The sequence below is a fragment of the Alteromonas sp. G4i13 genome (assembly GCF_054960505.1).
In genome coordinates this window covers 1-14111 of record NZ_JBHNYX010000071.1, presented here as the reverse complement: position 1 = coordinate 14111, position 14111 = coordinate 1, and the positions used below count along the sequence as shown (strand labels likewise).

General features: G+C 44.2%; 12 protein-coding genes. 4 read left to right on the top strand and 8 right to left on the bottom strand.

The window, feature by feature from the left end; translation table 11 throughout:
- Window positions 1-121: 121 nt before the first annotated feature.
- From ACFI6J_RS20570 to glyQ, 3 genes are all read right to left on the bottom strand, one after another.
- Window positions 122-565, bottom strand: coding sequence for a hypothetical protein (locus ACFI6J_RS20570; RefSeq protein WP_462586360.1), 444 nt, complete (start codon window positions 563-565; stop codon window positions 122-124).
- An 84-nt stretch (window positions 566-649) separates the two neighbouring features.
- Window positions 650-2728, bottom strand: a complete 2079-nt coding sequence (gene glyS / locus ACFI6J_RS20565; RefSeq protein WP_462586359.1) for a glycine--tRNA ligase subunit beta — start codon at window positions 2726-2728, stop codon at window positions 650-652.
- Window positions 2729-2730: 2 nt separating this feature from the next.
- Window positions 2731-3636: a glycine--tRNA ligase subunit alpha gene (gene glyQ / locus ACFI6J_RS20560; RefSeq protein WP_014947716.1), complete on the bottom strand. Its 906-nt coding sequence runs from the start codon at window positions 3634-3636 to the stop codon at window positions 2731-2733.
- Window positions 3637-3782: 146 nt separating this feature from the next.
- Between glyQ and ACFI6J_RS20555 the strand changes: the two genes are divergently transcribed.
- Window positions 3783-4391 carry a DNA-3-methyladenine glycosylase I gene (locus ACFI6J_RS20555; RefSeq protein ID WP_014975246.1) on the top strand — a complete coding sequence of 203 codons (609 nt, stop codon included), beginning with the start codon at window positions 3783-3785 and terminating at the stop codon, window positions 4389-4391.
- A gap of 112 nt (window positions 4392-4503) precedes the next feature.
- Here the strand turns inward: ACFI6J_RS20555 and ACFI6J_RS20550 are convergent, their stop codons facing one another.
- The 4 genes from ACFI6J_RS20550 to ACFI6J_RS20535 form a co-directional block, all read right to left on the bottom strand.
- Window positions 4504-4965, bottom strand: coding sequence for a DUF2489 domain-containing protein (locus ACFI6J_RS20550; protein WP_014975247.1), 462 nt, complete (start codon window positions 4963-4965; stop codon window positions 4504-4506).
- A gap of 19 nt (window positions 4966-4984) precedes the next feature.
- Window positions 4985-5488, bottom strand: a complete 504-nt coding sequence (gene yihI, locus ACFI6J_RS20545; RefSeq protein ID WP_014947719.1) for a Der GTPase-activating protein YihI — start codon at window positions 5486-5488, stop codon at window positions 4985-4987.
- Between the two features lie 127 nt (window positions 5489-5615).
- Complete coding sequence (locus ACFI6J_RS20540) at window positions 5616-6317, bottom strand: class I SAM-dependent methyltransferase (protein WP_014947720.1); 702 nt, start codon at window positions 6315-6317, stop codon at window positions 5616-5618.
- Between the two features lie 300 nt (window positions 6318-6617).
- Window positions 6618-7241 carry a c-type cytochrome gene (locus tag ACFI6J_RS20535; protein WP_014947721.1) on the bottom strand — a complete coding sequence of 208 codons (624 nt, stop codon included), beginning with the start codon at window positions 7239-7241 and terminating at the stop codon, window positions 6618-6620.
- A 174-nt stretch (window positions 7242-7415) separates the two neighbouring features.
- Here ACFI6J_RS20535 and yihA point away from each other — a divergent pair, with 174 nt between their 5' ends.
- A complete protein-coding gene (gene yihA, locus ACFI6J_RS20530) occupies window positions 7416-8051 on the top strand; it encodes a ribosome biogenesis GTP-binding protein YihA/YsxC (RefSeq protein ID WP_423084103.1) in 636 nt (211 codons plus the stop codon).
- Between the two features lie 416 nt (window positions 8052-8467).
- Here yihA and polA read toward each other — a convergent pair whose 3' ends face one another.
- Window positions 8468-11260, bottom strand: a complete 2793-nt coding sequence (polA, locus tag ACFI6J_RS20525) for a DNA polymerase I (protein ID WP_462586358.1) — start codon at window positions 11258-11260, stop codon at window positions 8468-8470.
- Between the two features lie 422 nt (window positions 11261-11682).
- Between polA and elbB the strand changes: the two genes are divergently transcribed.
- Entirely contained in the window at window positions 11683-12336 is a 654-nt protein-coding gene (elbB, locus tag ACFI6J_RS20520) for an isoprenoid biosynthesis glyoxalase ElbB (protein WP_069943464.1), read from the top strand.
- A gap of 266 nt (window positions 12337-12602) precedes the next feature.
- Window positions 12603-14054, top strand: a complete 1452-nt coding sequence (locus tag ACFI6J_RS20515; protein ID WP_014947725.1) for a TrkH family potassium uptake protein — start codon at window positions 12603-12605, stop codon at window positions 14052-14054.
- Window positions 14055-14111 lie beyond the last annotated feature (57 nt).

Below are 14111 nucleotides of genomic sequence, written 5' to 3'. Positions count from 1 at the left end.
AGCTCAGGTGAATTACTCGTATAAAACAGAGAACTTTTTATTGGCATTGAATATGAGGCAAGAGTCTTTACAATGAAAAGAGGATTAGTGAATGCCGCTACTTACTACACGGCACTCAAGTTCAAATTTTAGAAACGACCAAGGCGACTTCCCCCGCACTTGCTGCTGTTGCTGTAAAGCGATAGGTGCCAGTTGAGGAGGGGGTAAATTGCAAGTTCTCTGAGCCCTGTTCGCAGACTAAATAAACAGTGGAGCCTAACATTACAGGCTGCCCTTTATATTTGCCGCCACAGCTTTGTGAGGGCGTCCATTTTGCATCTGACAACCTAAAATCATAAGGTTGTCCGTCGGCGATGAGTTCAACGTCTACTGTCCAGCCTGAATTTGATCGTTTGAACTTGTAACTTGGGTCAGCCTCCCACCAGTTAAATACACCTCTAAGAAACATGTTTTCGAATTGAATGCGAGGCACGTCCGGTGCTATTTCTGGAATTTTAAAACTTCCACTGCTTGAGCATGCTGAAAGTGTTATGCATATAGAAGCAATAGTTAGTAACTTTTTCACAGCGTCTCCATTTATAAAAAAGCCCAACGTTAAGGCTGGGCTCTTTGTTATTCACGGCATAAAACCGCGTTAACTCTTACTAGCCTACGACTTCGCGAGAATAGATATATCTGCGGTAGTAAGGAAAAGTTGCCTTAAAAGCGACAGTAAAGCAAGTCGGTTATTCTTAACCGCTTCGTCATCAGCCATAACCATTACGTTATCGAAGAAGTTATCGATTACATTACGTAAGGTTGCAAGCGCAGTAAGAATACGCGTGTAGTCCTGTGAAGGAACAGCAATATCAACTTCTTTCTGTGCGGCTTTCAGCTCAACATAAAGCGCTTTTTCAGCTTCTTCGGCTAACAGTGACTCATCAATATTCACTGAGTCTGTTACTTCAACGTTTTGCTTAGCAAGGATGTTTGCAACACGCTTGTTAGCGGCAGCTAGCGCTTCGGCTTCTTCCAATGCTCTGAACTTATCTACCGCATGAACTCGGGCTAAGTAGTCAGCTGGCTTAGTAGGGCGACGAGCAGCAACGGCCTGAATAACGTCAATGGCGATAGCTTGATCTTGTAGGAGCGCAGTAAATCGACCCAATACAAAATCAACAACCTGAGATTGTGTTTCTGCATTCGTTAACTTATCGCCATACACATCGATAGCTTTGCTTACTAACGTTTCAAGATCTAGCGGCAGTGACAGCTCAGTGACAATACGTAATACACCGATAGCTGCACGACGAAGCGCAAATGGGTCTTTATCACCCTTAGGTAACTGGCCAATACCAAAAATACCCACAAGAGTATCTAGTTTGTCAGCAAGCGCAACCGACGCGCTAACGCCTGAACTAGGAAGTGCGTCACCAGCAAAACGCGGCATGTATTGTTCATACAGTGCTTCTGCAACAGGCGCATCTTCACCGTCGTTTAGAGCATAGTATTTACCCATAACACCTTGAACGTCAGGGAACTCCATAACCATGTTCGACATCAAGTCGGTTTTAGCTAGAAGACCTGCTCGTGCAGCTTGTGTTTCATTCGCATCTATTTGCGACGCGATAAACGCCGATAGGGCGGATATACGCTCAGACTTTTCTTTTAGCGTACCAAGCTGTTTTTGGAACAACACGGTTTCTAAGCTTTCAAGGCGGCTTTCTAATGTCGTCTTTTTATCGCTGTTAAAGAAGAACTCAGCGTCTGCAAGACGAGGGCGGATAACCTTTTCATTGCCAGAAATAACTTGAGACGCATCGCGACTTTCGATATTCGTTACGAATAAGAAAGTGTTTGAAAGTGCACCATCGCTATCTAGCAGCGGCACATATTTTTGGTCGTCTTTCATGGTATAGATAAGCGCTTCTTTCGGTACTGCCAAGAAAGCCTCATCAAACCCAGCTTGAAGTACAACCGGCCACTCTACAAGTGACGCGATTTCTTCTAGTAAGTCTTCATTATAGTCTGGCTTAAGCGACAAGCTTTGCGCTGCGTCTTCAAGCTGCTGACGCACTTTATCTTTACGCGCCTCAAAATCTGCCAGCACATATTGTTGCTCTAGGGCAGAGGCGTAATTGTCAGCATGATCCAGTTCAAAGCGACCTTCGCCGTGGAATCGGTGACCCTGAACTACGCGGCCGCTTGTTAGGCCCAATACAGAAACGTTAACCACCTCGCTTCCGTAAAGCACGCAAAGGGTGTGAACCGGGCGTATAAACTGAGTGTTGTAATTACCCCAACGCATTGGCTTTGGAATAGGTAGCTTGCTTACCGCTTGGTTTATCAGCCCTTCTAGAAGCTCTGCAACTGATTGCCCTGGAACGTGGGCTTTATGAAGTAACCACTCTCCTTTGTCAGTTACAAGGCGTTCTGCGTCAGCAACGTCAATGCCGTTACCGCGAGCCCAACCTTGTGCTGCTTTAGTGGGATTACCGTCGGCGTCAAACGCGGCTGATACTGCTGGGCCGCGTTTCTCTACTACTTTGTCAGCCTGACCTTCAGCAAGACCTGAAACATAAACGGCTAAGCGGCGAGGGGCTGCAAACCAGCTGACTGAATCAAAGCTTAAGTCAGCTTGCGTAAGCGCAGCTTCAAACTGCGTGGCGAAGGCTTCACCTAAAGACTTAAGCGCTTTTGGTGGGAGTTCTTCAGTACCTAATTCAACTAAACAATTTTCTGTACGCACGCTTATGCCTCCTTGTTACATAGTGGGAAGCCAAGTGCTTCACGTGCTTGGTAATAGCTTTCTGCACACGCTTTGGCTAGCGTTCGAACGCGAAGAATATAGCGCTGGCGTTCAGTCACTGAGATAGCATGACGAGCATCAAGCAAGTTAAATGCGTGTGACGCTTTCATAACCTGCTCATAGGCAGGAAGTGGGAGGTTGTTTTCGATAAGCTTTTTGCTTTCTGCTTCACATTCGTCGAAGGTTCTAAATAAGGCTTCAACGTTGGCGTGTTCGAAGTTATACGTCGATTGTTCTACTTCATTTTGATGGAACACATCGCCATAGGTCACTTTGCCCATAGGGCCGTCAGTCCAAACCAGGTCGTAGATACTATCTACACCTTGAACGTACATGGCGAGTCGCTCTAAGCCGTAGGTAATTTCGCCGGTAACAGGCTTACACTCTAGACCGCCTACCTGCTGGAAGTAGGTAAACTGAGTTACTTCCATACCGTTTAGCCACACTTCCCAACCTAGACCCCACGCACCAAGCGTGGGTGATTCCCAGTTGTCTTCTACGAAGCGAATGTCATGAACCAGCGGATCGAATCCTAACTCTTTCAAAGAGCCCAAGTACAACTCCTGAATATTGTCAGGTGAAGGCTTAAGCATTACTTGGAACTGATAGTAATGTTGTAAGCGGTTTGGGTTCTCACCGTAACGACCATCGGTTGGTCTACGGCACGGTTGAACATAGGCGCTACTCATTGGCTCTGGACCTAAAGAACGTAGGAACGTCATAGGGTGAAAAGTACCGGCACCCACTTCCATATCCAGAGGCTGAATAATAACGCAGCCCTGACGCGCCCAATAATCTTGAAGCGCAAGGATCAACCCTTGAAAGGTCTTAATATCGTATTTCTGCATACATCCGCTGCTTATTAGTTATCTGACTTAAAATAAAGGTGGGATAGTATACAATTTGTGAGGCATAGTATGTAGGTGTAAAGGGTGAAAAAACGTCACGAATAAAGCCAATATGCCACTTCACAACAAGGATTTAATCTTAAGCCATGCCCAATCAAACAAAAATAGAAAAAAATATGCCTTTGCATCGCTGCGGTTGGGTAAGCAGCGACCCTATTTATTTAGCGTATCATGATAACGAATGGGGTGTACCCGAGCTAGATAGTCGCGCGTTGTTTGCTAAGTTATGCCTCGATGGACAACAGGCTGGTTTATCTTGGCTGACCATTTTGAAAAAACAGCAGAATTTTGAACAGGCATTCTATCAGTTCGACCCTGAGAAAATTTCGAAGATGGGCCCCGCTGATGTCGACAGACTTATGCAAGATAGCGGCATAATCAGAAACAAGCTCAAAATAGAGTCGGTTATCAAAAATGCCAAGGGTTTTTTAGCTATCGAAGCGTCGCAGCCATTCAGTGATTTTATTTGGCAATTTACAGATGGACGTACGGTCATTAATGCATGGGAAGACTTCAGGCAAGCACCCACATCAACCGATGCGTCTAAAGCAATGTCAAAAGCACTTAAAAAGCACGGATTTAATTTCGTAGGTGAAACGATTTGCTATGCTTTTATGCAAGCTGTAGGTATGGTCAATGACCACGAGGTAGGGTGTCATTGCTACGAGCGTACCTGCGAGCTCGCGATAAAGTGATATAGGCAAAGGTAACCGGGTTAAAAAAATGGCCGACTACATACTGTACTCGGCCATTTTCGATATTGATTGCATCAGATTTTATCTTTTAAATCAGCGTAGCGCTTACTCGTTATTTAGTGGCTATAAGTGTCTCACAATACGCCTTCAGCGGTGGTAATTCGTCCAACACTTTAGATTCGTACTCCGATTCAATCTGCTCGCGAGCGATATCTTGCTTTCTTCGCTCATTCTTAGGTAGCTGTTGCCTTGCTTCTAAAATTGCAAAACCGCTTACCTCTGTGAATAGTGCATGAATGTTGGGATACTGCGCTTTAAAATCAGGCGGAGTACTTATTGGAAGCGCGTTAAGCAAGTTCACGATGCGAATTACGCCTTCTGACAAATCACATTGCTGCTGCTCCATCGCCTTAGCTATTACTATAATACTGTCGGTTATAGTGGCTACGCGCGACTGCCTTGCCGCTTCTTGTCGCTCTTTTTGTTGTTTTAACATAAACAGCAGTTTGCCTGCGTAAAAACCTAGCGCAAGAATAATTAGTAGCGCGATGCCTGAAAGTACTGCCCAAAGCATGACTCTTTCCCGTTTTTTATTAGTGCTTAAAGTCGTCGATATTAATAGCGTCTAAATCATTAAACGGATCCATATCGTCGTCTTCATCATCCTCTTCTACTATTCCTAATAGGTCACAAAGAATGCGGTGGCGTGCCATCTTCTCGTCGACATAAGCTTGTTGCTCACGGGTGAGCGGTTTATCGTCGTCAAGTTTGTCGAGTAAATCTGACAAGCGTTGATCTGCTTCAAGCGCTGCCAGTTCTTGGGCTGGTGTGGCGTACTTTTTCTTTTGAGCAGGGGTGGGCGTCACTGCTTTTACAAGCTGAATAGGCTTTTTACTGCCGTGGCGCGGATCTTTATTCTCAGCACTCTTTTTGCCCGTCACTTTTTTCTGTTCAACATTGTGGCGATTACCAGCGGGCTTACCTTTATGCTTTTTAGGGCGAGGCGAGTCTGATTTACGGTTTTCGCTTGGTTTAAAGTCAGGATCTTTACGAACGCCGATTAGGCCGACTTTACGTGATTTCTTTGAACGTGCCATAATTTCCAAATAACAAAGAGAGTGAAAAAACAGCGCTATTATAGCGCGAATTAGTGTCTACGTATTGATCTTTGGGTATGCAGTGCAAAATCAATACGGGGAACATAAAGTATTACGGGAATTTGTTTCAGCGCTTTCTCAATAGAGCGACATCGCTGGCAGGAAAAGTGACATCATAGCCATCTCGTTGTGCCAAATATTGAAAGGTTGCTTCGCTGAAAAAGCTAACGTGGGTGACGTCGTTTTTATAGTGCCAATTTGCAAACCTGGCTTTATCAAGTACGCGCTTGGTCATGATGGCAAGAACGCCACCAGAAGCTACAAGTTTGTTAAAAAGCGCCCATTCCACATGAGGGGCGTGAAAGTGTTCTATAGCCTCTGTACATGTCACTATGTCATAGCTTTGCTCAAGTACCGATAAGTTGTGTGCATAGAAGGGATCGTACATATTCATCCTAACGCCTTCTTCTTCCAGCATACTTGCTAAAACAGGCGCAGGGCCACAGCCAAAGTCTAGTCCTCGGAGTTCACCAAATTTCATGTCTTTTATAAAAGGTGTAAGTGGCGTTAAAACCTTTCCTAAAAACTTTCGATACCCTTCGTCTTCAAAGCTATTCTCGTGAAGGTCATACTCCTGCTTTTCTACTTCTTTAGATGGTAAGAATTCAGGAGAAACATAAACGAGTTTGCATTGATTACATTGGAGGTAATCGCGCTTTTTATCTGAGTGATAGTGAGATGGCGCGTTAGCGCTTTTGCATAAAGGACAGTACATAGGAAAGTGAACAATAATAAGGGGCTTAAAAAAGAAAAAGGTGATGGTTCTCACCATCACCTTACATTGTATGAGTGTCAGATGACACCTCTCCCGTTATACACTTCTATGTGTATTTTGCTTCCCTAGCCGTGCTCCCCTTATTTTTATTGTTAGCAGAGCTGTATTGTTGTTTTTGGCCCTCGTGGCTCTTTATCCCGTCTTCCATGCTGCATTTTTATTATTATTCTTGTTATTTAGCTTGTAGCTTTTCAAAGGCACCTACAAACTACGCCGTTAGATTACACGAATAATTTCAAAATACAACTTTTTCGGTAACAAATTTTTAACAACAATATGCAAAAACGGTAATGCTTAGTGTAAGCCCGCGATATAGTTAGATAAAATCTCAATATCTTCGTCGGTTAATTTCATCGCAATATCACGCATCATGCCATTCATGTCATTGTGACGTTGGCCTGAACGGAATGCTTTCAATTGAGCTGCAGTGTAAGTTGCATGTTGACCGCTGATATCAGGGAAACCTGCTAAGCCCATGCCGTTGCCCTTAGGACCGTGACACGCGATACATGCAGTTACGCCTCGAGACTCGTCGCCACCTTGGTACAATGCACGGCCAGCTTCAACGTATTGCTCTGGTGTTTCACCCGCCTTTGGCTCTTGGCTTGAGAAATAAGCGGCTAGGTCTTTCATGTCTTGCTCTGAAAGTGGGGCAGCCATGCCGTTCATCACAGCATTATTACGACCTTCCTCGCCACCTGTTTGAGAGGCAAGTTTAAATTCGGTTAATTGCTTAACAATGTACTTCTCATGCTGGCCAGCAATCTTTGGGTTCATGTCAATCATGCTGTTGCCATCAGGGCCATGACAGGCTGCACATACTGCAGATTTCGCTTTACCTGCCTCGGCGTCGCCTTCTGCCATAGCAGTTGCGCTTAAACCTAAAGACATACATACCAACAAACACAGTTTTTTCATAATAAATCTCTTAAATGGATCCAACGGCTCGCGTGATATACGTGATATCATGCGTATTTTACACATTTAACGCGTCAGAAAAACCTATTCCATGATAAAACTATGGTTTTTAGTTGGTTTATTCATTAAAAAACTGTAAACCGAAGGTTGAGACGCATGTGGAGGTAAGTCTAGATGTCGTATTACACCAAAGCAAAATTCTTTACGAGCGCACCTGATATTCGTCATTTAAAGAATGATACCGGAATTGAAGTAGCGTTCGCGGGCCGCTCTAATGCGGGTAAATCGAGTGCACTTAACACGTTAACTCGTCAGAAGAACTTGGCAAGAACCAGTAAAACACCGGGTCGCACCCAATTGATCAACGTCTTTGAATTAGAAGAAGACTTACGCTTGGTTGATTTGCCAGGATATGGCTTTGCAAAAGTGCCAGTAGCCATGAAAAAGAAGTGGCAGGCGTCACTTGGTGAATATCTTCAAAAGCGCAAGTCCCTTAAAGGATTAGTCGTTTTAATGGATATTCGTCACCCCTTCAAAGATTTAGACCAAGATCTTATCCATTGGGCAGTAGCCTCAAATATTCCAGTACTGGCACTTCTCACTAAAGCCGACAAACTTAAAAGCGGTAAGCGAAAGGCACAGCTGTTAATGGCGCGTGAAGCTGCGATGGCATTTATGGGCGATGTTACCGTGCAAACCTTCTCGTCATTAAATAAGCACGGGTTACCCGAATTAGAGCGTATTTTGGATACGTGGTTTGGCTTAGATAAACAAGACGAAACAGAAGATTCTGATAGCGAAGTACAGTAGCGCAATTCACCCTTACCGTTTGTGCTGATCTGACGTGCCCGATGGATAGGTATGATGGGGTGTTAGAAAAAAGAACGCCCCGCATAGAGCGAGGCGTAAACTGAGAGAAAACACATAAAAACCGTTGATATAGAGTCGTGATAAATAGAGAAGTTCAGAAAAATTAAAATAAAATTCGCTTTATTTTTTAAGTTATTGATATTTTTGAATTATTTATTTTCCGCAGATATAAAAAAACCCCGACAAAACTGTCGGGGTTAAAGCAAAGGTTTGAAAACAGCTTTCTCACCTCTGTACCCTACATGTGTAATATTACAACAAAGCACAGAAAAGGCAAGGGTGTTATGTAATTAAATTACCAAATTTAATGAATATAACGCGCCTTTTAATGTAAAAACTGTAATCTAATTACCAAACTAGTGCGCTTCATCCCAGTTTTCGCCCACACCAGCCTCAACAACCAGCGGAACATTTAGCGTAGCTGCGCTTTCCATAAGAGCAGTAATAGTAGAGACATAGGTTTCCACTTTGTCTTCTTTTATCTCAAAAACCAATTCATCGTGCACCTGCATCATCATTGTCACATCATCAGATGCATTTTTTCTAATCCAGTCATCAACTTTGATCATTGCCATCTTAATAATGTCTGCCGCTGTGCCTTGCATAGGCGCGTTTATCGCTGCGCGCTCTGCGCCTTTTCTACGTGCACCATTACTGGCTTTAATATCAGGCAAATAAAGTCTGCGACCAAATACGGTCTCTACATAACCTTTATCCTTGGCGCTCTCACGCGTTGAGTCCATATACTCAAGCACGCCTGGGTAGCGTTCGAAGTAAAGATCCATATATTTTTGTGCTTCATTACGTGGAATATTAAGTTGCTTCGACAACCCAAAGGCACTCATACCGTAAATTAAGCCAAAGTTAATCGCTTTTGCACTGCGACGCTGTTCAGTGGTTACTTCATCTAGTGGAACACCAAACACTTCAGACGCTGTAGCTTTATGAATATCTTTGCCATGTGCAAAGGCGTCTAATAGACCCTTATCACCCGAAAGGTGAGCCATTATTCGCAATTCAATTTGCGAGTAGTCGGCAGCGACGAACTTATTTCCTTCTCTTGGTACAAATGCCTGACGTACGCGGCGACCTTCCTCATTTCGGATAGGGATGTTCTGTAAGTTAGGATCGGTGGAAGAGAGTCGTCCCGTGGCGGTTACTGCTTGGTGATAAGAAGTATGCACTCGACCCGTACGATGATTGATCATCTTAGGAAGTTTATCCGTGTAGGTATTCTTTAGCTTGGTTAGGCCACGGTATTCCATGATCTTCTTCGGCAACGGGTACTCAAGCGCAAGTTCTTGCAGTACGTCCTCAGAAGTAGACGGCGCCCCTTTAGGCGTTTTCTTGATGATCGGTAGCGACATTTTTTCAAACAAGACATGTTGAAGCTGCTTAGTAGAACCTAAGTTGAATGGCTCGCCAGCTTCCTCATGTACTTCACTTTCAAGCTCGGCAATCCGGGTGGCAAGATCTTGGCTTTGCTGACGCAGCCTTTGGCTGTCTATCAATACACCTTCCTGTTCCATGCGAGAAAGTACACAGGCTAGGGGAACCTCAACATCTATCAATAGATTTTTAAGCTCAGGAATTTCTTTCAACTTAGTCCAAATAGCGTTGTGTAAGCGAAGTGTGATATCAGCATCTTCTGCGGCATAAGGCCCAGCTTCTTCAAGGCTAATTTGATTAAACGTTAGCTGCTTTGCGCCTTTACCCGCAATCTCTTCGAAGTGAATAGTTTTATGACCAAGGTAGGCTAGGGCAAGTGAGTCCATATCATGGCGCTGCGCGGTACTGTTTAGTACATAGCTCTCAAGCATGGTGTCAAAGCCAATGCCGTTTAAGGTAATGTCATAGTTCGCTAATACGTTTTTGTCGTATTTTATGTGTTGACCTACTTTGATCACGGTGTCCGATTCTAAAATAGGTTTTAATGCGTCTAATACGAATTCTCGTGATAGCTGGGCGGGTGCATCTGGGTAATCGTGAGCAACAGGCACATAAGCTGCTTCACCTTCCTCTATACAAAATGAAACACCAACTAACTCCGCATCCATGTAGTTAAGGCTGGTTGTCTCGGTATCAAAAGCGATTAGCTCGGCTTTTTCTAGCTTCGCGACCCACGCATTAAAGCGTTCCTCATCAAGCACTGTCTCATACTTCGACTTATCTATCTCTACCGATTCACTTTGTTCGCTCTCTTCTGCGCTATCGCTTTTTTCTTCGTTGGTGTTTGCATTGGCACCAGAGGTATCTCCGCCGGCTATTAGCGCGCTTACTTCTGCATGCCAGCGTTTGAACTCGTATTCGGCAAACAGATCGCGAAGTTGTTCGTTATCGGCTTGGCAAGGCATAAGAGCTTCGACATCATAGTCAAGGTCAAGATCGATGCTGATAGTAGCTAGGGTATAAGAAAGCCGAGCTTGCTCTTCGTATTCCTGCATTTTAGCCGCCATCGACTTACTGCCTCTAAACGACAGATCTGCAATTTTATCCAGGTTCTTATATATGTCGTCGATACCGCCAATACCGTTTAACAAGGCTTGTGCACTTTTATCACCTACACCAGGTACACCTGGGATGTTATCGACTTTATCGCCCTTAAGCGCAAGGAAGTCGATCACAAGCTCCGGTGGAATACCAAACTTCGTATTTACACCTTCGACATCCATCAGTTGGTTTGTCATGGTGTTGATTAAGGTGACATGTTCATTTACTAGTTGCGCCATGTCTTTATCGCCGGTGCTGATAAGGGTATCAATACCTTTTTCTGTGGCGTGTTTGGCTAACGTGCCAATCACGTCATCAGCTTCTACACCCGACTCAACAATAACAGGTAAACCCATTGCTTTAATGATGGCGTGCAACGGTTCGATTTGGCTTCTTAGCTCATCCGGCATCGGAGGACGGTTCGCTTTGTACTCTTTATAGATGTCATCGCGAAAGGTCTTGCCTTTAGCATCAAAAATCACCGCCATATGCGTCGGGTTGTATTGTTTGATCAAGCTTTTAAGCATGTTCACAACACCATAAATAGCACCGGTGTCTTGGCCTTTTGAGTTGGTTAATGGTGGTAAACCGTGAAAGGCACGAAAAAGATATGACGATCCATCGACAAGAATAAATGGAGGCTTTTTAGAATCAGGCATAGATGGCGATTTTCCAATAGAGAATATGAGCGCAAGGATGCCACAGGCTAGGGCAGATCGCCATATCATGAAGGAACATTAAGGTCGATAGCGGATCGCATTTCGCCTGTGGATAACTTTGTGATCTAAAATTTTGGGCACAGTGATCCGTATGATCTTTGTCAAGTTAAAGATCACCTTTCAAATCAAGAAAAATAAGGGAATGAGACTTAGGTGTGAAAACAGCGTACCTGCTACTTATCATTCCATTTTATGTGGATAACTTGGTGTACGTTTATTTTTGGTTTAACCAAGTTGGTCAAGTAATGTAGCATAACCATTAACAATGTATACACGTATTATTAAGAACTTTTTTTGAACAGTTGTGTGTTTAATAGCCAAATTTTGAATAAGTAGATGGCATAGCGTCTATGGAGGACAATATGAAACAAGTAGCCGTTATTTTAAGTGGTAGTGGTGTGTTTGACGGGGCTGAGTTACACGAAGCGGTATTGACACTTTTAGCCATTGAGCAAGAAGGCGCGTCTTACCAGTGTTTTGCTCCAGATGTAAACCAACTGCATGTAGTCAATCACTTAACCGGTGAGGTATCAGAAGGTGAAGCACGAAATGTGTTAGTAGAATCGGCCCGTATTGCCCGAGGTGATATAAAACCCGTGACTGAGTGCGACGTAACTGCTTTTGACACACTTATTTTACCTGGTGGCTTTGGCGCTGCGAAGAACCTGTGCACGTTTGCTGTAGACGGTGAAAATTGTATCTTTAACGAAGAGGTGCTGACAGTGTGCAAAGCCTTTGCACAAGCTAAAAAGCCCGCAGCGTACGCGTGTATTGCACCTGCGCTAGCAGCAAAAGTGTATGGCAACAAAACTAAACTGACCATTGGCAATGACGAAGCCACGGCTGGTGGGTTGAATGCATTAGGAGCAACGCATGTAGAGTGCCCGGTTGATGAGGTGGTTGTTGATAATGACGCAAAGCTTGTTACTACACCTGCGTATATGCTGGCGCAAAGCATTAGTGAAGCCAATGCGAGTATTACTAAAATGGTTAAAACCGTGCTTGCTATGAAATAAGAAACTAAAAAAATAAAAGTGGTTGGTTTTTTCCTAGTGAAAAGATCAGGTGCCTTTATGTGTAATTAGCCTAATGTAGTGGGGAGACAAAGGTTTCCCCTTGTTCATTATAGTCCTATAATCAAAACCCTATGCGTAACGTATAGGATTTCATCTACCTTGTTTCACGTAGATAGATTCGCTTTTTGAAACCGTATCAAAAAGCACATTGTAACTAGGGCTCAGTAGTCCTTATGCGCACTATAAAAATAAAGGCATAACAAACAATGCACTACCGTGCCATCATACGAATACTTGGGTTATTAATTGCGCTTTTTAGCGTAACCATGATCCCACCCGCTATCGTGTCGTTGATTTATCAAGATGGCAGTGGCCTGCCTTTTATCCTCGCATTTATATTTTGTGTCATCGGCGGTATGGCATTGTGGTATCCCAACCGTCAGCAGAAAAATGACTTAAGAGCACGAGAAGGGTTTCTGATTGTTGCGCTGTTTTGGTCAGTACTAGCAAGCGTGGGGGCAATTCCACTTATCTTGCTAGAGCAACCAAGCATGACGGTAACCGATGCTTTCTTTGAGTCATTTTCTGGCCTGACTACAACTGGAGCTACGGTTATCGAGGGGATAGATTTTCTTCCTCACTCAGTACAGTTTTACCGTCAACAGCTTCAGTGGTTAGGCGGCATGGGTATCATCGTACTCGCAGTTGCCATTCTACCTATCCTTGGAGTAGGGGGCATGCAGCTTTATCGGGCAGAAACTCCTGGCCCAGTTAAAGATAATAAAATGACTCCGCGTATTGCCGATACGGCAAAGCATTTGTGGTACATCTACCTATCCATAACCATTGCATGTGCCGGTGCATACTGGCTTGCGGGAATGAATGTTTTTGATGCGATTTGCCATTCTTTCTCAACGGTTGCTATTGGTGGCTTTTCGAACCACGACGCCAGCTTAGGCTATTTTAATAGTCCTATGGTAAACGTGGTGTGTACCGTGTTTTTGCTTATTGCTGCGTTAAACTTCTCATTACACTATGCGGCGGTGAGCTCTCGTTCGGTTAAAGGCTATTTTAACGATCCAGAGTTTAAGGCGTTCTTTATCATTCAAGCCTCACTCATCGGGATTTGTTTCCTAGTACTTACGCTATCAGGCTACTATAGCTCGGCAGAGCAGGCTTTAGACCAAGCTATGATCCAAGCGGTATCTATTAGTACCACTGCAGGGTTTGCAACCACTGATTTTTCAGTCTGGCCGGCATTCCTCCCTATTATGCTTATTTTTTCAAGCTTTATCGGCGGGTGCGCAAGTTCCACGGGTGGGGGCTTAAAAGTAGTACGCGTGTGCTTACTGTTTCTACAAGGCAAGCGTGAGGTTGATAGGCTAATTCACCCGAAAGCGGTATACAGCGTTAAGTTTGGCGACCGTGCCATGCCTGACAGAGTAGTAGAGGCCGTATGGGGGTTCTTTTCAGCTTATGCAGTGGTGTTTGTCATCATTATGATAGGCTTGATTGCCACGGGTTTAGATAACCTAAGCGCCTTTACCGCTACTGCGGCCATGCTGAATAACTTAGGTCCGGGATTGGGCAGCGTAGCGGCCAACTATGCTGATGTTACTGACGCAGGCAAATGGATACTGGTGATTGCCATGGTATTTGGGCGACTAGAGGTCTTCTCATTGCTGGTTTTGTTCTCACCTACGTTCTGGCGCAGTTAACAAATAAACCGGTAATTTTGATAAGAGCTAAAAATAAAGGGCGATAAATATCGCCCT